Below are 18,999 nucleotides of genomic sequence, written 5' to 3'. Positions count from 1 at the left end.
AACCCCCGCTGTACGCGAGAATGAACGCGAGCCAGCCCCTCACGTATGCCGAGGAACCGTGTGATGACCGCCAGCCCTCCTGCCACAGAACACACCGGACGTCTGGTCCTGCGCACGGACCAGCAAAAGGGCCTCGTCAGTACGGTTCGCCACCTGCGCCGCCCACGCACCCGCGGACACGCCGTCTCAGCCTGCGGCACCGGCAAGACCCTCTTCGCACTGCGCGTCGCCGAGGAACTCGGCGTGCGCCACCTGGCGGTGGCGGTGCCCAGCCTGGACCTGGTCGCGCAGTGGGCTGCGGCCGCCCGAGCGGACGGCCGCCGTGAGCCGATGATCACCGTCTCCTCGCTGCGCGCCGAGTCCCACCCGCTCCTCGCCGACGCCAAGGTCGACTCGGCCAACGCGGGGGAATACCTGGCCTACTGGCTGGGCCGCCACCCCAAAGCGACCGTGTTCTTCACCTACGACTCGCTGTCCAAGATCGAAGAAGCCCAGCACTCCGCAATCTTTCCTGCCCCCGTCTTCGGCCTGCTGATCGTGGACGAAGCACACGCCACGGCCGGGACCTGGGAGAAGAACTGGACCGCGCTGCACGACAACGAGCGCATCCCTGCCGAGCGCCGCCTCTACCTCACCGCCACCCCGTATGTATGGGAAGCCCCCCGCCTGACCGAACCGCCCACCACCAGGGCGCAGCCCAAGCGCACCACCGCCACCGCACCGGCCTGGGACGACCCGTCCCTGCTGGCGACGATGGATCAGCCGAGGGTCTTCGGCCCCCGCCTGCACACCTATTCCCACGCCGACGCCATTGACGACGGCGTCCTGGCCGACTACCAGCTCGTCGTGCCCACCGTCACCGACACCGAACTGCGCACCGCCCTCACCGACTCCGAGGCCGGGCCCACCGCGCGCCGCACCACCGCTCTGCACCTGGCCATCATCAAGGCCATGCGCGAGCAGGACCTGCGGCACGTGTTCGTCTACTTCCAGCAGATCGCCGACGCCGCCGACTTCGCCCGCCAGTTCGCCCACACCCTGCGCACCCTCCCCGACGAACTGCGCCCCGACTGGGCGGGCGAGACCGTCGTGCAGTCCATCGACGGCACCCACAGCCCCCACCGGCGCGCCGACATCATCGCCCGCTTCACCGACGCCGAGCGGGGAGTATTGGCCAACGCCAAGATCCTCGGCGAAGGCGTCGACCTGCCGGCCGTCGACGGAGTCGTCTTCGCCGACCGCACCGCCAGCGTCCGTCGCATCGTCCAAGCCCTCGGCCGCGCCCTGCGCAAACCCCCCACCCTCAAGACGAAGACGGCCAGCCTCGTCATCCCCGCCTACATCCCGCCCGGCGCGGACCCCACCGACCTCCTCGGCACCCCCTACGAGGCGCTCTGGCTGGTCACCGCCGCCCTGCGCCACCACGACCAGACCATCGCCGCCCGCGCCCCACGGGCCAAGAACCAGCACCCCGCCCGCGACTCCCACACCTACATCACCCGCCGCTTCCGTTTCGACCACACCCTCGACCCTTCGGCGATCGCCCGCGCCCTCGACCTGCTGGTGTGGCCCTCCGGCGGCGCCGTCCTGTCCGCCCCCCGCCGCGCCGGCCTCGCCGCCGCCATCCGCTACCACGCTGAGCACGGCCACCTGCGCGTACCCGCCGACTACGAGGACGCCTACGGCTACCGCCTCGGCAGCTTCATCACCGGTCAGCGCACCGCCCACCAGGCAGGCGCCCTCGATCCGGCATGGACCGCCGAGCTCGAGGCGCTGGGCATGATCTGGGACGACCACGAGGCCACCTGGCAGGGTCACCTGGCCACCGTCGAGGCCTACCACGCCGAACACAGCCACCTCGCCGTCCCCGCCCAACTACCCGGCGGCCAGTTCCTCGCCGACCAGCGCGCCCTGGCACGCAAGGACCACCTCACCCCCGGCCGCGACGCCCAGCTCACCGCCCTCGACCCGAGCTGGAAACTCCCACATGGCCCCGACTGGCACCGCAAATACCACCTGCTGCGCCGCCACCTCGAAGCCGGCAACCACCCCAGCACCCTCACCCGCGACACGGTCGTCCACGGAGTGAAGGCGGGCGGCTGGCTGCACCGCCAACTCGCCACCTGGGACGGCCTCGACGACGGGCAGAAAGCCCTGCTGGCCCGCATCGGACTCACCCCCGGCCGCGTCACCCTCGACCAGAAGGGCACCGCGGGCGGGCCGGGTACACCGCGACGGCGCACGTTCGCGCAGACCGCCGAGATCCTCCAGCTCTTCGTCGAGCGCTGGGGACGTACGCCCGGCGCCCGCGAGTGGATCGAGGTCGACGGCGAACGCGTCATGATCGGTCCCTGGCTCGCCAAGGCCGGCACCAAGCGCAACGCCGGCCAACTCCCGCTGAGCCAGGCGCAGCTGCTGTCCCGGATCCTGCAGGAGGACTGGAGTGCTCCTTCGGTAGCCCGTGCCGCCGCCCCAGGCGGCGGCCCCGCACAAGGGTCGGACGACCTGTGACGCTCGCCGGCCCACGACCACGGCGGACGAGGCGTCAGCCTCCGCCCGCCCCCGGACCCCGCGGGCGGGGCCAGCGACGGGGCTCGAATCACCTTGCACAGCAGAGAGTTGGAGCGTCGCAGCTGCGTGGGACAGCCCTGGAACGGGGAGCGGGCCGGGCGTACGGCGGAGTGGCCGCGAAATCGGCCACGAGCCCCGAAGCCAGCCGATCTCTACTATCCTCGCTAGCACGTGAACCATGATCAGGGACGCGTGCGGTGCTGCCGGGTTGCCTCCCGGCGGCACCATCCTCTGACTCGAGCTCGCCCGCCCTGACGCGCTGTGCGCGATCTCCAGCAGGCCGCTGCGACAGGGACGTCGACGCCTCGCGCACTCGATGGCCGCGCCCTCCGGCAGGATCCAGCTGGTGCGGGCCGCCATCGAGTGCGCGTGACGTCGGCTCGCCGGATGCGGAGACGGTGGTCTCGCGCGTGTTCTGGGCGCAGAACTCCCGCACCGGCCGACCGTAGGTCGGCCGCGCCGTACGCGGCGCCCCCGGGCTCGGAGGTCCGGAGGTGCTTCAGTAGTCCGTCTCCGTTTACGGGCGCTGGGCGAGCAGTACGTCGACGTGGCTGGAGTGCTGGATGTAGGCGGCGAGGTCGGGGCCGAGCAGACCGGCGACCGTCAGCAGGTCCTTCATCCCTACGCCGACGGGAGCGGTCAGGAGCGGTTCCCAGTGCGCGGCCCGGTTGCGCAGCTCGTGCAGGTCGCCGATGAGCTGGTCGACGGTGGCCTGGTTGGTCCCGGGCGGGAAGGCCAGGTGCAAGCGGGGGACCCACAGGGTCTTCTCGTAGGCGGGGACGGAGAAGGACCGACCGCCGGGTGTAGTCCGGCGGCCGGTCCTTCGTCCGTGTGCGGGGCTAGGCAGCCGCGTTCTCCTCCTCCGGCTCCCTCCAGCCCGTCCTGGTCACGTAGTTGACGAGGTGGCGCCGGTGCGAGCGGACCGTGGCGGGCGCGAGGCCGAGGAGCTCGCCGATCCCCGAGTCCGTGAACTCGAGGGAGTACAGGACGAGCACCTGGGCCTGACGCTCCGGCAGCTGCCCGACCAGCTTGCGGAACGTCTCGCCGTTGACGATCACGGCGTCCAGGCCCTGCTCGTGCTCCGCCGTCCGGTCCCAGGACTCAAGGTCCCCGAACCCCTCGACGGGGTGCTCCCACCCTCGTTCGAAGGCGCGGCGCAGCAGGTTGTCGGCCACCCTGCGCAGGTAGGCGTAGGGGTAGGCCATGACGCTGACCTTGTCCCAGTTGCGCAGCACGGTCACGAACGCGTCCTGGGCGATGTCCTCCGGCGAGTGGCCGGGTAGATTCCACCAGCCGCGCTCGCGTCGCGAGGACACGTACCTCGTGCACCGGCCGGCGTTGTGGGCGTAGAACGCCTCGAAGCTGGACGGATCGTAGGCGGTCTGCGCCGCCACGTCCTCCGGCACGTACTCCAGTACGTCCTTGGGCACGCTGTCCGCGCGGTCCACGGACGGCGACTTGGGGCCGCGGTCCCAAACGGAGCCGGACACCGACTCCCCGCCCATCTGGCGGGTGTTCTCCAGGGCGTCGCGGACGCGGGTGAGCTGGGCCTGGCGGGTGTTCTCCAGCGTGTCGCGGTCCGTCTGGCGCTGCTGCGTGTCCTCAGGCGACGTCATGAGCATCTCCGTCGTCGTCGATCTCGGCGGCCGGGGAGGTCTCGGTGCTGCGGGCGGCGGGAAGGGTGATGACCTGCGCGAGCCGTGCGGCGCGACGCTTGCGCATCCGTCGCACGACGCGGAGGACGGTGCCGGCGATGATGCTGATGACGGTCAGGACCGGGCCCACCTCGCGGGCGGTCTCGGTGACGGCGTCCCAGTGGGTCCACATCACCAGGCCGGTCAGCGGCAGGACCGCGCCCACCACGCAGACCAGCACTCCGACGTGATGGTCCTGGACCCAGATGTCCGCGGGTTCCAGACCGCGGCGGACGGCCTCGACACCGCGCTTCGCGAGGTCGAGGACGGTGCGCGACGCCGTGCGTACGCGCTGGGGAAGGCCGAAGAAGGCCAATGGTTTACCTCTCGGGAGAGGGACCGCCGGTCCCGCGTGCGCGGATACCGACGGCCCCGGGGTGGAGGTGGCTCGGGTTCACGCGCTCTCGCCAAAGGGTTCGTGAAGTCCCTCGCCCTGCAGGGTTATTCAGTTTCCATTCCATTACAGCAGAAGTTCAAACCGCTGCGCATCAATCCGGATTCCAGAGAAGCCGTGACGTGGTTCACGCGATCCTCGCTGCACGTTTCCGGGTTCCGGGGCGGTGCGAATTCGGCGACGGGCACTCGCAATTAATGATCTTCTTCCGTGACGCCAAACCCTTCGCCCTCTCATCCTTTTGTCTTGTTGTCTTATCGTCACTCCGGACTCCGGGCGCTTCGTGCTCTCCATGCCCTCCGTAGTCCGGTTGCCGCCACGGCGCTGCCCTTGCTTGCGAGGCCGGACGGCTCCTGTCGGCATGTGACGCGGGTCACTTCGATGTGGCTGCACGGTCCGCAGTCCTCAGTGCCTATTAGTAATGACGACGGCAAGCAGGCAAAAGAAATGCCTACTCATTCCGATAGATGAATGGAGTGCAGCTTGCCATGCCCACTTTCCTTCGGGAGGAAGTGGGCTAGTGTTGTCACGAGCATAGTTGTGACCGTTTTAGTGTCAGTTTCTGTGCTTGCTTCGACTTGGGGGTAGCTCCGGGTTGGAGGAAAGCCCGGATTCCCCGCTCTCGCCAAAGAACTAGGGATCCCCGGGCTTCTGCGCATGCGAGTCCCCGGCACCGCCCACGGGCAGCCGGGGACTCGGTGTACCCGGAGCCGGTCTCCGCGCCGGTGCCGCCGGCGACCCGCCCATCACCAGCCTCCTCGACGGCCCGCAGGCGGACCTGATCGAGTTCTTCTCCGGCCTCAGCCGGCAGACCGTAGGGCCGCGGCCCGCCCGATCAGCGACGCGGTCAGCTCACCCGCCAGCGGCACTGTCCGCAACGCTCCTGCCCGGCGCCCGTGCCGGGGTGTCCCCGGCCCGTGGCCGGAGTCCGTCATGGCTTGCCGCGCGACCGGCTCCTTCGCCTGGTGTGCCCGGGTGCCAGCAGTGACCAGGGCGGTGAGCTTCCGGGCGGAACGGGAGCGGGCGCACGCAGACTCGGAGGACCCGTCGGGCATGGTCACGATGTATGCCTACTGCGGCCGTTCGGCTCCCAGATAACGCACGGCCGGGAAGCACTCGGCCAGGCGCATCACCACCGTGGCGCGCCCGTGCTCGGCGAGTTCGCGACGCGCCTCGCCCATGTTGAGGATCTTGTCCACGGTGTAGGTCTCGGTACAGGGGCCCAGCTCGATCTGGTGGTCGCCGAGAGTGAAGATCATGGACTCATATCCGGCGGTGAGACGGAACATCCCGCCGCGGATGCCGGCCAGACTGTCGAGGCCCTCGGCGCTGATCACCCCCACGGACACGCTCTCGCCCCGCAGGACGGTCTCCTCCCCGTCGAGCAGTGCGTGGATCTCCTTGACCTCGCGCACGTCTTGCTGGGTGAAGGCGTTGGGGACGGGGAAGAACTGGCCGGTCCTGCTCTGCAGCCGGGCCAGGTCGTCGTACGCGTTGGCCCAGAACCGGGCCTCGCCAGCCTCCCATCCGCGCGGGGTCATCCCGGCGGTGACCGGGGCGCGCATCTGGCCGGTGCCTCCGGCGAAGACGAGCACCATGAAGCGGCCGGGGCGGCTCTCGGCGAGCAGCCGCAGCACCGGCACCACGGCCGTCGGCAGTGCGGTCTCGGGCGGCTCGAAGGAGAACGTCAGCCGGCCGGAGAGATCGCTCCGGCCGAAGCGCACCCCCACCCGCATCAGGCCGGACATGTCGTGGCCGTGCAGAGTCCCGCCGTCCGCGCCCAGGACGCGGTGCTTGAAGGTCACGGGCAAGGAGGTGACCGGCAGACCGGAGGGCTGCTGGACGACGAGCTGCCCGCGCAGCGGCGGTGTCACCTCCTGGCGGGGCGAGGTGATGCGCACACGGCCGAGCCTGAGCCGTTCCAGTCCGAGACGTGCGGGCCCGGCCAGACGCGTCTCGGCGAGGTTGTCCGCCGTCAGCTCCACCTCGCCGCCGAAGCGCATCGTCTCCTCGAACTGGCGCCGCCGCTGCACCTCCTGCTCGTCGTCGGCCGGGAACCGGACCCGGCCGGTGAAACGGACCGCTGCCTGCCCGTCGGGAGTGGGCCCCTTCGGCATCAGGTGCACGACCGTCTGCCCGTCCGCGCCCAGCGTGGTGTGCAGCGCGTAGTACGGGGAGATCTCCTGGGCCCGCGCATGCAGCGCGCTCGCCCACTCGAGATAGTCGGGCAGCCCGCCCAGCAGCACGTCCCGCTCGGCGCGGGCCTCGGCGATTCGCTCCAGAATGTAGTCGCCGGACTCCTGCAGCGCGTAGCGCACCAGATCGGGATGGGCAGCGAACTTCTCGTCCAGCCAGCTGCGCCCGCGCCAGTGCCGTACGAACGGGAACTCCTCGCGCAGTCCCTCGAACCACCGCAGTTCGGCGGGGTTGTGGTCGATCGGCACGAGCAGGTCCCAGTGGTCGGGCTGGTGGCGGGCCGCCGACACCAGCGAGCGTACCACCTGCCGCCGCCGGACCGGGGTCATGCGGCCGGTGAACGACTTCGCCTCGTAGGCGGTGAGTTCACCGCCCTCGGTGTGCTCGAACAGGTCCCGGCCGCCGTCCCCGCCGCTGCCGTCGACAGCCCGCGCCCTTTCGCACAGCCGCAGCACCAACAGCGTCACGAGAGCCTCGGACACCTTCGGGCTCTCGGCCGCCAACCTGTCCCACGGAACCCTCACCGCATACCCATCCCTCGGACGCGTACGGACACCACGACCCCCACCCGGTTGCTCCATCACCCCTGTACTTGCACCTTCCCGGGCTCCGGCGGCCGATCTGCCGGAGCCCGGATACAAGCTGGCCAGTCACATTGCCCGGCCGCTACCTCCCTTGCCGGGGCAGGGAGTTCAGCGTGGCGGGCGTCTGCGTGAGATCGACCCGGGGGTGGGCGGACCCGTCCACCGGGTTCAGCAGTCGGGCCGTCCATCCTTCGGCGTTGCGCACCGCCTCCAGGGCGGTCTGGTCAGCCAGCGGCAGTACGGTCAGCAGGCACCTGGCCTCCCGCCGGGACGCCCCGGCCGTGGGGTGGGCGTAGTGCTCCGCGAGCCGGTCGCCGACCGCGCCGCGTCCCTGGCGGCACACACTGCCCACATACCGGCAGCCGCACCGGCTGTCCCACGCCACGTACACCGCGCAGCTCGCCGTTACCCGGCGGCGCACCGCCGCCGGGTCGGCCGGACACACCAGCACCGTCGGGCCCCCGCGGCCGTCGTCGGTCGGGGGCATGTCGAGCACTGGGCCCATCAGCAGCAGGACCGGTTCCACTGCCCGCCCGATCCGGGAGGGCAGTGCGAGAACGGCGCTCACTCGCCGCCCTCCTCGTCCTCGTCGATCACGATGACCGAGGTGTCGGCCGGTCCGAAGGCGACGAGGACATCGTCGAGCCGCTTCAGCTGCTCACGCAGTGCCTGGACTCCGTCGAAGGTGCCGAAGACCCCCTTGCCGCGCTTCTGGCTCATGCGGGCCAGGGCGCGTCCGGCCTTGGCCGCGGAGGTGATGCCCTGTTCGAGTTGCCGACGCTGGCGCACGTCCTCCGGCTCGCGCTCCTGCGGGCTGCCGCTCGTCTTGAGCGCGGCGCGGTTTGTGGCGATGGTGCGCTCGGCCTGGACCGGGTCGGCGGCGTGGACGAGGTCCCACTCGTAGTCGACGATGACCTGCTCGCCGGCCTTGTCGAACACGGGCTCGCCGTCGCGCACCACCACGCCCTCGACCTCGCGCTCCTGGGTGTGGAACAGTTTCGGCAGCACGGCCGGGTCGGCGGAGACGTGGGCACGGGCGATGGAGTGCAGCATCCGCCGTCCGCCAGAGGTCTTCGACAGCAGCTCCAGCAGCTTCACCGGGGTCGCCCGGAAGGGTGCCTTGCGGCTGTCGCGGTCGATGCCCTCCTTCGAGCCGCGGTCCCGCGTGATCAGGCCGTCGAGGATCGCGGCGGTTCCGCCCAGCACAGTCAGTTCGGCCACGGCGTCCGCCTGGCCGTCCAGGGCGCGCGCGAGGATGGCGTCGAGCACCGCGAACGCGTCGTCGCCCTTCGTCAGCTCCCACGGCTGCTTCCACACGGTGTCGGTGATCGTGCCGCCGTTGCCGAAGGCCCGCAGCGGCTGCTCGATGCCCTCCTGGCTGCGGTACGCGGACAGCGCCATGGGCGCCAGCCGCTCACTGACCCGCTGCCGGTCGGCCTTGCCCATCCCGAATTCCTGCTTGATCAGCTGGTTCATGCCGTATGCGTCCGGGCCGGCGAGGACCGCGTGCTGGTGGACCGCGGCCGACCACAGCCGGTGCACTGGCAGCCCGAGCAACTCGTGCATGGCCTGCGCGCCGACCGTGCCCGACAGCACCCGATGCACGTCCGGGGTGATCAGCCCCTCGCCCAGGGCGTGCCGGTAGACCCGCTGCATGCCCTGCGTGTTCTGCGCCCCGGGGGTCCAGGCGGTGACGTGCACGTGCAGGTTGGCCAGCAGGTCGTCCCGGGCCGCGACCAGGTCCGCCAGGGGTTCACCGTCGTCTCCCCGCGCGCCGACGACGACGGTCGCGGGGAAGGCGAGCGTGTGGCCCTCCCGCCGGGTCGCCTCCGTCAGCCCGGGCGCCGCCAGGTTCTTGCGGGTCCGCGCGGTCAGCTCGGTCACCCGGCGGCGCGCGGCCGCCTGCTCTGCCCGGCTGCGGCCCCCGGACTGCTCGGTCGAGCCGATGACGGAGTTGATGCAGGCCGAGATCGCCTTCTCGATGTCGCCGCCGGTGCGCGCCAGCCACATGCTCACCATCCGGCTGTTGCCGTCGCCCGCGACTAGGAAGGTGTCCTCGGTGCCGTCGTCGTACACGACGCGCATCACGAACAGCGTCAGCGGCTCCTTCACACCCTGCTGGAGCACGCTCTGCGTGTAGTCGTTCTCGCCCTTCTGGGCGTGGTAGGTGTTGCGCATGCTCGCCGCGACCGCCTTGGCCAGCGCCTTGCGGTCGGGCATGCGGATCGTGAAGACCGCGACCGGCTTGCCGGTGTCGGGGTCGGTCATCGTCTCGTACGACGTGACCAGCGACGTGGGCGGCGCCACGTCCATGGCGGTGTGCAGCTGGTCCGCCCACCGCTGGTTGATGAGGTCGGGCAGGACGTCGAGGTCGAGGTAGCGGGAGTGCGGCGCGGTCGCGTACAGCATGCCGCCCACGATGGGCTTGGCCGTCAGCAGGCTGACCGGCTTGCCGGCCGAGAGCGCCTCCAGCCGCGCCGGGTCCACCGCGCCCGAGGTGATGGCGTTCGCCGCCGCCTCGTCCAGCGAGGTCTCGGGGTTCACGAGCAGCGCCCTGCGCGCACTGCGGAGTTTGGTCACCGGCTGCGGGTCGGCGACGGGCTCGGGGCGGCGCAGCAGGGGCGGCAGGCCGTCGTCGGGCTCCTGCCCGTCCAGGCCGTCGAAATTGTCGAAGGAGGTCATGTTCTCGCCCTTCCTGGGGCGTCGCGCGCAGCAGGGGATTCCTGCGGCAGGGCCACCTGGCCACTGCGTCCACTGCGCGCCGTCCACAGGGGGCGGCGAGCGCCGTCACGATCCGTCAGCGGCTCATATCTCCGCGACATTCCGTGCCGACTGGCGTTCCACGGTTCCGGGTGAGCTGCTGGTCAGCCGGTCCACCAGGGACCGAACTCCCGTCGACGACGGGTGCCAGCCGCTCTTCATGCCTCAGTTCGAACCCTGCGGCATGCAGTTCCATGTATCCAGAGCGGTGCGCTGCCGACAACGAACGTCGGCACCCCAAGTGTACGCCCGACTCCCGCCGGCCCGGGAAGAGCTGGCGGTGCGTCGAGTGCGGCGCCGTCGCGTGAGGCCCGAATGGGCAAGGCCCCTGCCCTACGGTCGACTGCGTGGGACAGGGGCCTTGGGCGCCTCGTCGGGTGTCTGTGGCCTGCCCTGACGGGCGGGTCCGACACCGGACAGAGGTCTCTCCCCGGATCCGGGAGGGACTCGCCGGGATCAACGAGGGGCAGGCCCTGCGGCCACGGTCACCTCGGTCACCCCTGGGGCACCGACGAGTGACCTCGGCACGGGGGCCGCCGTGACCGCCGAGCCGGGGTCACTCGTCGGCGCCGTCCAGGCCGCGGTCGCCGAGTTCAGGCGGTCGATCCAGGCCTTCATGAACGCCTTCGCCCCGCCCTCCTCGGCCCCGGGCAGGGACAGCAGCCCTTGCCCGGCGCCGACCTGTTCGTCGATCAGCTCCTCCAGCCAGGCGGCGAGGCCAGCCGTCTCGGGGGACAGGCACATCACCAGCGCGTGGGGGACACCGGACGGGGTGGTCATCTGAGGGACGAGCTGGGCCACGGACAGGGCGAGCCCGGACTCGTCGACCCTCGCCCGCAGGCGGGCGAGGAAGGGGTTGTCGGGCATCAGCAGCCCGTGCATCACGTACAGGAAGCCGATTATGGTGAGGATCCGCGCCACACCGCGCGCCGCGGCCATCTCCTCCTCGCCGGCCGCCCGGAGGCGGGCGAGCGGGTCGACCAGCGCCCCTGCCTCGACCCAACTCTCCAGGGTGCCCTCCCTCTCGGCCTGCCGCGCGGACTCGGCGACCGGAGCCCAGTCCACGCCGGGCATCAGTGCGGCGAGCGCCTCGACGAGCATCTCGCCGCCGACCTCGCCGGCCCTCATCCCAGCGGCCGCGGCCAGGTGCACCGCCGCGCTCCGCCGTCCGCGCTCCGGGCCCTGCTCCCACGCGCCCCCGGGGTCCTCGACCACCAGCTGCCTCACCTCGTCCGGGTGCGGCAGCCCAGCCGGACCCTGCCGCGCGTGCCCGGGCAGCAGCCCCGCCGCCCGCCACCGCTCCAGCTGCGCCCCCGACACCACCACGCCCAGGGCCGCCAGATGCCCGATCAGCTCCCGGTCCGCCGCCCCCGGCACTCCTCTGACCACCCGCACACTTTAGAACCCCGCGAGGTACAGAAATCGCATATCGCCGCACCCGGTGAACTGAGCAGGACACCACCGCCGCACGGTCCGTACACCCCGGCCCGACCTGCCAAGAAGCCTCCCCCTCATGCCCACCCACCCCCGATGGCCCGCCCGCACCACCGCCGCGCTCTTCCTGGCTCCCGCCGCCGCCCGCACCTACACCGGCATCGCGCTCCTGCTGCTCCTGGCCCTCACCGCAGTCCTCGCCCTCGGCGCCGCCTACGCCCCGCGCCCCGCCCACCGCACCGCCGCCCGGCGCACCCTCCACCTCCTCCTGCGTCTTGCCCCGTGGTACCCCAACGCCGGCGGAGCGCGGGGGCCGGGGGAGGGGCGGGGTGAGGCCTGAGGGCCCCACCCTGATCAGTCATGCGCGTGACCGGCTCTCGCTGGTCGGTCCCGTGGCAGAATCCCGTGGCACGGGACGCTGAGAGCGGCACGGACCGCCGAGCGGGAGGTCTCGCCGCGCACAGCGATCAGCAGCGTTCCCGCACGGCAGGCTGGCGGACAGCACCACCGCTCCACCGCTGCCGCACCGAGGGGAGAGACCGCCATGTCACGCCTGTTGGACCGCCGGCTGCTCCAGCCGGACCCGTCCTCGCTCTATGACGTCCTGCAGACCGCCGTACACACCGACACCGCCCGCCCGGACGCTTCCCGGCTGCTCCGACTCATGAGCAGCCCTGCGACCGTAGGACGGGCGCGACTAGTCCGTCCTGGCGGCGCCGGTTGGTAGGGCCGCATCCCGGTGATCCCCCACTGCAAGATCTCGGCGACCGTCCCGGGCCTTGCCGGGGCCGCCGGTGTCCGAGGCCGGTGCCTGTGAGCAGGGAGCGGTACGAGAAGGCGACGGCGTACGTCGCCCTGCAGGACGATGGGCGCTGGCTGATGGCGGGTGGCGCCCGGTGGGCTGCACGAGGACGGCGGGGACCCGTGGATGGATGAGCCGACGGTGTTTCTCCACGCGGGCCTGCTGACCAGCTCCGGCCGCCGCCGGGCGCTCGCCGAGCTCGGCTACGAGGAAGCCGACCGTGGCGGCCCGTGGGAGTGGAGCGAGGGCCTGTGGGAGTTCGATGAGATTCCTCTGCTGTGCACGACAGCCGTGCGCCCGCTCCGACGCTGACAAGCCCGCACTCCGCCAGCTCGGCATCGTGCAGTACCACGGGTCGTGCACGGCATCTCGCGTCCGGATGTCCGGGACCGCGTGCATACGGCTCCGGCCCCCGCCGATCTGGGATATCGGAGGGGGCCGGATGGCGGTAGCGGGGGCGGGATTTGAACCACGCGACCTCTGGGTTATGAGCCCAGCGAGCTACCGAGCTGCTTCACCCCGCGTCGGTGTCCCTCACACTACGTCATCAGGACGCGGCAGGCCGGGATTTCCGTCACCCGGAGTCCGCCCGCCCCGTCCGAGTTCCAACTCGCAGGCAGACCACACCGTTTGGTCCCGGATCGGGGCACAGGAACGCTACCGTTCGGGCATGCCAGGAAGACCCACGCCCCGCCCTCCGCAGCGCCCGCGTAAGCCCCAGCCAGCCCACAACAACGGCGACTACAACGTGGTGCGCTGGCGCGACGGCGGCCCACTGGGCGGGAAGAAGTGGGTGCGCAAAGGCACCGAGGCGGGCAGCGGGCGCGAGGGCGTTCTCAAGCACATGTCCGCCCCGCCTGTGCCGGGCGAGCGCTACGTGAACAAGGCAACACAAGTCCGTCGCCAACGCTTCTACGACGAGGCGCTCTTCATGCGGCAAGTGAACGGGAGTCCGGGCATCCTGCCGATCTGGGACATCGACGACACCCACGGCACCGAACCACGCTGGTACGCCATGCCCCGGGCCCGGCTGCTGGCCGACGTCTTCGACGACACCTCGACCGTCCTGGACGTCGTCACACACATTGCCGCCCTGGCCTGGACCCTCGCGGGGCTCGCCGAACAGGGGATCTTCCACCGGGACATCAAGCCCGACAACCTGTTCTGGTACGAGGAGGCGCCGGTCCTGGCCGACTTCGGGATCGCGGCCTTCGCCCACCTGCCCGCCGGCCTGACCCGGGTCGGGGAGAAGATCGGGCCCGCCAACTTCATGGCCCCCGAGATGCGCAGCGCTGGCGGCAAGGACCGCGGCGAGCGGGCCGATGTCTACTCCCTCGCCAAGACCCTCTTCGTCCTGGCCCACCCCGGTCGCGGCCCGTATCCGCCCGAGGGAGCACACCGGGTGGGCTCGGAGGAGTTCAGCCTGTCCTCCCACGGCGGCAGGAACGCAACGACCGCCCTGGAACATGTCCTGGAGGCCGCGACCCAGCACCAGGTGCATGACCGGCTGACTATGGCCGACTTCTATGCCGAGCTGGCCGCCTGGCTTGATCGCCACACCGCCCAGGCAACCCGCTTCCACCCCTTCGGCCGCCCCTTCATGGGTGGCTGGGGGCCGTATGGGGACCGCAACCGCCGCGATGTTGAGGCGACACGGGCGATGATGCTGCCCTGCATCCGGCGTATCGCTGAAGCCCTGACCGGTGACCCCAGCGCCTGGAGCGAGGGCATCGACCACGACAACGGCGATGCCACCCTCGGCGAGTACGGCTGGATCGACAACAGCGAGGAGGGCTTCATCCCCGACGGCGGCTTCATCTGGATGGCCACCCACATCCACGACGGACGGCGCATTGTCTTGGACGCACTCCTCGACGACGGCGTGTGCTTCCTCGCCGAAGCACAGCGAAACGGACCGCCATGGGTCCTGGAACAGCAGTGGGGACATACCCCATGGCATCGTGCGCGGATGCCGCGGACCGCCGACCAGGTCCAGCGGCTGACCGACACGGTCATCGGCTGGATCTCACGCTCTATACCAAACGCCCCCGTCACTGAAGGTCCTGAACGGACCGCCACCGCGGTCTGATCCAGCCGTCGAAGCCGGCCGCATCCCACCACGTCGGACCGGATCTCCGGTGCGGAGGCGCTCAGCGCCCAGGACCCTCAGCGAAAGCAACTCTGGCGCGTTGCCGCAGGAAACGGACTGCGGCAACGCGCTGCGCACGACCAGCAGGTGCCGCGTCGGCGCACACGAGAGGGACGCCACCGGACGGGGCAAGCCCAGTCTTTGTCCACTCCGGCCGCAGGCCGGGCGAACTCGAGGAGACCGGCACGATGACCAGTGGCACTTCCCAAGCGCCCTCCGCCGCCCGCCCGGTGCTCCAGCGGTGGCTCACCGGCGCCCCCGGCACCCACCCCGTACGGGTTCTGGAAGCCGAGACTGGGACGAACCCGGCTGTCCCCATGGGGCTGGACGCCCTGGAGACGATGGCAGCCGCACTCGACGGCACGGCCGCCGACAACCCGCGCTGGAGCAGGAAGATCGCGGAGTTCGGGCAGCTGACCTCGATGGGACAACTCCTCGAGATGCGGGCCGAGTTCGCCCTCGCCCTGACTGATGCCGGGATCGGCTACGAACTCGGCGACACTAAGATCTCAAACCCCGACCTCCTCCTGCTCGCCAGCTCCGGCGCCCTCTGCGCCGGGATTGAGGTGACCGCCAGGGCGCCGCACAACATCAACGAACTCGTCGAACGCGTGGAAGCCGTCAGCGCCGGCCAGTTCGACGTGGACCTGGCCTTCGACGGCTATCCCAGCCGGCTGCAGCCGGAGATCGCCGACAAGGCTGCGGCGGCTGTGCGCGCCCAGGCCGACGCCCTCGGCGCGGGCAGCCCGGCCGTGACCGAGGTCATCCAGGTCGAGGACCCGAAGAACGGCGGCCCCCTAGAGATCACCGTCCAGGTCTGTCCGGGAAACGGCGCGGTGGGCTGGGAAGTCACCGCCGGGATACTCGACGGCCCGCTGGGCGCCGCCGAGTACGCCGCGTTCGAAGCCCGGCCGCGGCACGCAGAAGGCGGCCCAGGGTCACTCCCTGGACGGCGCGCCGGTGCTCCTCGCGGTCGACGTCTCCCGCTACGGAGCCGCGTGGATGCGCCCCGGCACCGTATGGGCCCAGCGACTCGCCGCCGCAGAGCAATTCACACCCGACTACCCCTTCGCCGGGATCGCTGCCATGCGCCAGAGCCTAGAGCAGCCGGGACTGCTCGACATCGGCGTAGGCCTCTCGCCCCACCTGCCGGTAGCCGACCGGCAGGTCCTTGAAGACCTGTGCGCCGCCCTGGACTGGCCCTGTGTATAGCACTCAGCGCCCAGGGCCGGTACCGCTGCCGTCAGACGGCATGACGGCGAGGGGCCGGGGCTGTCCGTGGTGTCCGGCGCCCGGTGCCGCCCGCGGCCCGCGTGCACGTCGTCGGTGTGCCCTGCGGCCGGGGGAGTTGGTGTTCGGCGTCGTCGGGGAGGACGTCGACCAGGCCCGCAGCGGCAGCAGGTCGCGGGCTGGGGCGTAGCGGAGCACGAAACAGGCGTTGTCGAAGAGCAGGGCCAGGCGCCCGGCGAGCGCCGTGCGCTGGGCCGTCCGCATCGTGTTCTCTGTCCAGCGCAGGTATGCGAGGTCTTCGGCGAACCGTAGCTCTGCCTTGTACGGGAGCCATTGCCCGTTCTCGTAGTCCCACAGCAGGGACCCGGCGTCGCGGGCGAGGACGCACCAGGCGTGATCTGCGGGCTCCAGGCCGGGGGAGTCGCGGGCGGGTCGGCCGGAGCGGCACGGTTCGCACAGGCTGACGTTCCGGGGCGGACCGGCGGCCGGGTGCAGAACAACGGGCGGCTGTCCCTGGTCTGCGGGATGTCCGCACAGGTGGCAGACGGGCGGGAGCACGGCGAGGCGCGGCCAGCGGGGTGGGGTGAGTTCACGCCGTGATCAACGGGCCGTCCGGCCGGACGGCATGCCGGACTTCGCCGACACCGGTGTACGACGTGCTCGACGTCCTGCGGCCGGGGCCGTGCCGTGCAGGAGTGCGGCGCCGCGATCGACACCGGGTCTCGGGAATCCCCGCCACGGCGCCGGCGGCGATCCCTACAGTTGCCCCATGGCCTCTGCTGACATGTCCGGAATGGATCGCGAACTGATGTGGGTCGACTATCCGGCCGGGACGCGTCTTTCGCAGTCGCGCGCTTCCGAGGGGAACCGCGGACTCGTGCTGGGTGACGACAACGCGCTCGTCACCCATGCCGAGCTTTTCCCGGCCGCCAACACGATCAAGGTGGTCGCAGGCGCAAGCTTCGCGGTCGGCGTCGTGGTGTGCGCCGTCGCCGTGAAGGCCGCGCCGTACATCAAGAGCGGGCTGAGCGGCCTCAGGTCGAAGCTGAACCGCACGCCGCAGGGCACCGCCTCTGAGGAGGCGCCCGTGCTCGACACCACGATCACGCTGGAGCGCATCGACGGGTCTCCGGCTCGGACGCCGACGGGCCCTGTACGGAGGAGCCCCGGCCCCAGCGAGGACCTGACCGCCCTCGCCGACACGGCAGTGTCGGACGGGGCCTGACCACCCCGGGGGCCCTCAGGTCCCGTGCCGGTCACCAGGGCAGGGAGATCCCTTTGCCCGGGCCGCGGCTGACGCTGCGGTCGAGGACGCCGAGCTGTTCCATCTGCCCGAGCTGGTACGCGACGCTGCCAGTACTGGACAGTCCCACGCTCCTGCCGATCTCCCGCACCGAGGGGGTCTCGCCGTTGTGCGCGGCTGCCCAGTCCCTGAGCCACGTCAGGATGCGCCGTTGCTGCTCCGAGAGGTGCTCCTCGGTCTCCTCGATCTCCCGGACCAGTTCGCGCAGCGCGACCTTGGCCGACGGCGAGCGCCCGGCCTCCCGGGCCCGGCGGTCACACGGTGGCGGGCTGGGTCAGGAGCGTGTCCATGAGGGTCTGGTAGCGCTCCAGTCCCTCGGCCCATCCGGGCATGAGGAGGTGCTGGAAGACGCTCATGGCGACCGCGACCTCGCCGCCGATCCCGAGAACGGGGGCGTAACCGACGCGAACCCACTGGTCCCACATCCCGTCCGCCATCAGGGTCCGCAGGATCTCGGGCTCGTTCACCGCGCGCGCCAGGAGCACGGTCAGGGCGGTGCTCGCCTTGATGCAGGCGAGCACCGCCGTGCACAGCCGCTCGCCGTCGGCCTCCCGGACGGCGCGGACAATGCCGGGCAGGCCACCCGCCAAGGGAGACTGCGCGAACAGGTCTTCACCGGCGAGGGCGGCCTCACGCTGGGCGGCGCGGATGTGTTCGATCATCTCGGGGTTGCCGGGCGTGGCGGCCTCCCACGCCTCCGCCATCTCGTCGAAGCCGATGTCTTGGGCGCCGCCGAGCATCAGCCGGGCGCCCGGGTCCATCAGGGCCGGGTGGCCGATGTTGGACACCGACCGGGTCGGCGGAAGCTCGAACTCGGCGCCGGCCGCGCCCGCACGCAGGGCCCCGTCGAAGTCCCGGCGGGGGCAGCGCCGGTCCTTGAGCATCCGGGCCGCCATCTCCTGACGGGCCTCGAACGCCTCGTCGGAGTCGCCCGGGGGGATCTGGCCGAAGTCGATCCCGGCCCTCCGGAACGGCCGCTCGAAGGCGTCGGCCACCGCTGCCCGCAGACGCGTCGTGCTCTCGGCGGTGGCGTCGATCGCCCAGAAGTCCCAGCCGAACCAGGCCTCCGCGCGGGCGCGGGCATCAGCAGCACGGCCCAGGACGAGATAGGCCTCCGCCTGATGGAGGGCAAGTTCGGCGGAGTCGAATCCGAACCGGCCCGGGGCCTCGCCGTCGGCGGAGTCGAGTTCGTCGCGCGCCAGTCCGCCTCCCGCGGCGACCACCGGACCTGACACCTAAACTGCGGGCCCTGATCGACGGCCTTCGGACAGCCGTGCGATAGCCGTCGGCCTCAGGCCCTGGAAAGCGGTCACACCCTCGCCGGCCATTCGTCGGAGCGGCCCCCCAAGCAGAGTCGCCGACGGCAGCTACTCGGTACGCCAGGACTCCAGCCGCTGCGCGACCGCGCGCAGATCTGCGTCCTGGGCACGGATCGCCTGAGCGAGTTCGTACAGGTCGTCGTCTTTGGCTCCCGCAAGGCCGGGGCAGGGGAGGGGCAGAACTCAAATATCCCAAGATTTTTTGACCAAGGAAGCATCCAATCCTCAAAGTTTCTCAGAACACATAGCTGATCACTTATCTGATGAGGCACAGACCGGCCAGCCGGAGAGCGCAGCCCCTTGACTCCTAGCCAGCAGGAGCCGGCCACGGAGTGGACGGATCCCTCAACTCACCTTAGAAACAGTCGAGATGCACTGAACAACGCAGATCAGTCGGGGAGGAGGCACGATCGCGGAGCGATCGGGACACCGCACCGACGAACCCAACAAGATCCGCGGAGCGGATCTCCGGTCCCGGAGGGACCGAGCTGTCTTCGCGGAGCTAAGACAGCTTCTCCGACGCGTAGCGTCGGAGCGCCGTTCCTGCGGAGCAGGACGCGCGC

16 protein-coding genes and 1 tRNA gene are annotated in these 18,999 nt (G+C 71.0%); 6 read left to right on the top strand and 11 right to left on the bottom strand.

Features of this window, described 5'->3' with window-relative positions; genetic code table 11:
* The first annotated feature begins 63 nt into the window (after window positions 1–63).
* A complete protein-coding gene (locus ACIO1C_RS34755) occupies window positions 64–2,511 on the top strand; it encodes a Helicase associated domain protein (RefSeq protein WP_401871535.1) in 2,448 nt (815 codons plus the stop codon).
* A gap of 577 nt (window positions 2,512–3,088) precedes the next feature.
* Here the strand turns inward: ACIO1C_RS34755 and ACIO1C_RS34750 are convergent.
* The 7 genes from ACIO1C_RS34750 to ACIO1C_RS34720 form a co-directional block, all read right to left on the bottom strand.
* On the bottom strand, window positions 3,089–3,316 hold the full coding sequence (locus tag ACIO1C_RS34750; protein WP_401871532.1) for a hypothetical protein: 228 nt from the start codon (window positions 3,314–3,316) through the stop codon (window positions 3,089–3,091).
* Between the two features lie 94 nt (window positions 3,317–3,410).
* Window positions 3,411–4,187 (bottom strand): RNA polymerase sigma factor, encoded by a 777-nt coding sequence (locus ACIO1C_RS34745; protein ID WP_401871530.1) that lies wholly within the window; start codon window positions 4,185–4,187, stop codon window positions 3,411–3,413.
* Window positions 4,174–4,581 (bottom strand): hypothetical protein, encoded by a 408-nt coding sequence (locus ACIO1C_RS34740; RefSeq protein ID WP_401871527.1) that lies wholly within the window; start codon window positions 4,579–4,581, stop codon window positions 4,174–4,176. Before ACIO1C_RS34740 ends, ACIO1C_RS34745 begins: the two co-directional genes overlap by 14 nt.
* A gap of 1,148 nt (window positions 4,582–5,729) precedes the next feature.
* A complete protein-coding gene (locus ACIO1C_RS34735) occupies window positions 5,730–7,337 on the bottom strand; it encodes a hypothetical protein (RefSeq protein ID WP_401871525.1) in 1,608 nt (535 codons plus the stop codon).
* A gap of 184 nt (window positions 7,338–7,521) precedes the next feature.
* Window positions 7,522–8,007 carry a hypothetical protein gene (locus tag ACIO1C_RS34730; RefSeq protein WP_401871523.1) on the bottom strand — a complete coding sequence of 162 codons (486 nt, stop codon included), beginning with the start codon at window positions 8,005–8,007 and terminating at the stop codon, window positions 7,522–7,524.
* Window positions 8,004–10,121, bottom strand: coding sequence for a hypothetical protein (locus ACIO1C_RS34725; protein ID WP_401871520.1), 2,118 nt, complete (start codon window positions 10,119–10,121; stop codon window positions 8,004–8,006). The genes ACIO1C_RS34730 and ACIO1C_RS34725 overlap by 4 nt, the downstream gene beginning before the upstream one ends.
* 534 nt (window positions 10,122–10,655) lie before the next feature.
* Window positions 10,656–11,588, bottom strand: coding sequence for a hypothetical protein (locus tag ACIO1C_RS34720; protein ID WP_401871518.1), 933 nt, complete (start codon window positions 11,586–11,588; stop codon window positions 10,656–10,658).
* A gap of 124 nt (window positions 11,589–11,712) precedes the next feature.
* Between ACIO1C_RS34720 and ACIO1C_RS34715 the strand changes: the two genes are divergently transcribed.
* Complete coding sequence (locus ACIO1C_RS34715; protein WP_401871515.1) at window positions 11,713–11,973, top strand: hypothetical protein; 261 nt, start codon at window positions 11,713–11,715, stop codon at window positions 11,971–11,973.
* A 588-nt stretch (window positions 11,974–12,561) separates the two neighbouring features.
* Window positions 12,562–12,747: a hypothetical protein gene (locus ACIO1C_RS34710; protein WP_401871513.1), complete on the top strand. Its 186-nt coding sequence runs from the start codon at window positions 12,562–12,564 to the stop codon at window positions 12,745–12,747.
* 137 nt (window positions 12,748–12,884) lie between these two features.
* On the opposite strand, the gene ACIO1C_RS34705 is transcribed toward ACIO1C_RS34710, so the two are convergent.
* Window positions 12,885–12,959 (bottom strand) — tRNA-Met (locus ACIO1C_RS34705).
* Between the two features lie 146 nt (window positions 12,960–13,105).
* Between ACIO1C_RS34705 and ACIO1C_RS34700 the strand changes: the two genes are divergently transcribed.
* Together ACIO1C_RS34700 and ACIO1C_RS34695 are read left to right on the top strand one after the other, a co-directional pair.
* Window positions 13,106–14,524 carry a protein kinase gene (locus ACIO1C_RS34700; protein ID WP_401871510.1) on the top strand — a complete coding sequence of 473 codons (1,419 nt, stop codon included), beginning with the start codon at window positions 13,106–13,108 and terminating at the stop codon, window positions 14,522–14,524.
* Between the two features lie 248 nt (window positions 14,525–14,772).
* Window positions 14,773–15,759 carry a hypothetical protein gene (locus tag ACIO1C_RS34695; RefSeq protein WP_401871507.1) on the top strand — a complete coding sequence of 329 codons (987 nt, stop codon included), beginning with the start codon at window positions 14,773–14,775 and terminating at the stop codon, window positions 15,757–15,759.
* Between the two features lie 40 nt (window positions 15,760–15,799).
* On the opposite strand, the gene ACIO1C_RS34690 is transcribed toward ACIO1C_RS34695, so the two are convergent.
* Window positions 15,800–16,372, bottom strand: coding sequence for a hypothetical protein (locus tag ACIO1C_RS34690; protein ID WP_401871505.1), 573 nt, complete (start codon window positions 16,370–16,372; stop codon window positions 15,800–15,802).
* Window positions 16,373–16,583: 211 nt separating this feature from the next.
* On the opposite strand from ACIO1C_RS34690, the gene ACIO1C_RS34685 reads away from it, so the two are divergent.
* On the top strand, window positions 16,584–17,039 hold the full coding sequence (locus ACIO1C_RS34685; protein ID WP_401871503.1) for a hypothetical protein: 456 nt from the start codon (window positions 16,584–16,586) through the stop codon (window positions 17,037–17,039).
* A gap of 31 nt (window positions 17,040–17,070) precedes the next feature.
* Here the strand turns inward: ACIO1C_RS34685 and ACIO1C_RS34680 are convergent, their stop codons facing one another.
* Window positions 17,071–17,304 carry a hypothetical protein gene (locus ACIO1C_RS34680; protein ID WP_401871579.1) on the bottom strand — a complete coding sequence of 78 codons (234 nt, stop codon included), beginning with the start codon at window positions 17,302–17,304 and terminating at the stop codon, window positions 17,071–17,073.
* A 67-nt stretch (window positions 17,305–17,371) separates the two neighbouring features.
* Window positions 17,372–18,340 carry a hypothetical protein gene (locus ACIO1C_RS34675; RefSeq protein WP_401871500.1) on the bottom strand — a complete coding sequence of 323 codons (969 nt, stop codon included), beginning with the start codon at window positions 18,338–18,340 and terminating at the stop codon, window positions 17,372–17,374.
* Window positions 18,341–18,999: the final 659 nt, after the last annotated feature.

It is taken from the genome of Streptomyces sp. NPDC087420, assembly GCF_044744165.1.
Lineage (GTDB): Bacteria > Actinomycetota > Actinomycetes > Streptomycetales > Streptomycetaceae > Streptomyces.
This window is presented reverse-complemented; position numbering and strand designations above follow the sequence as displayed.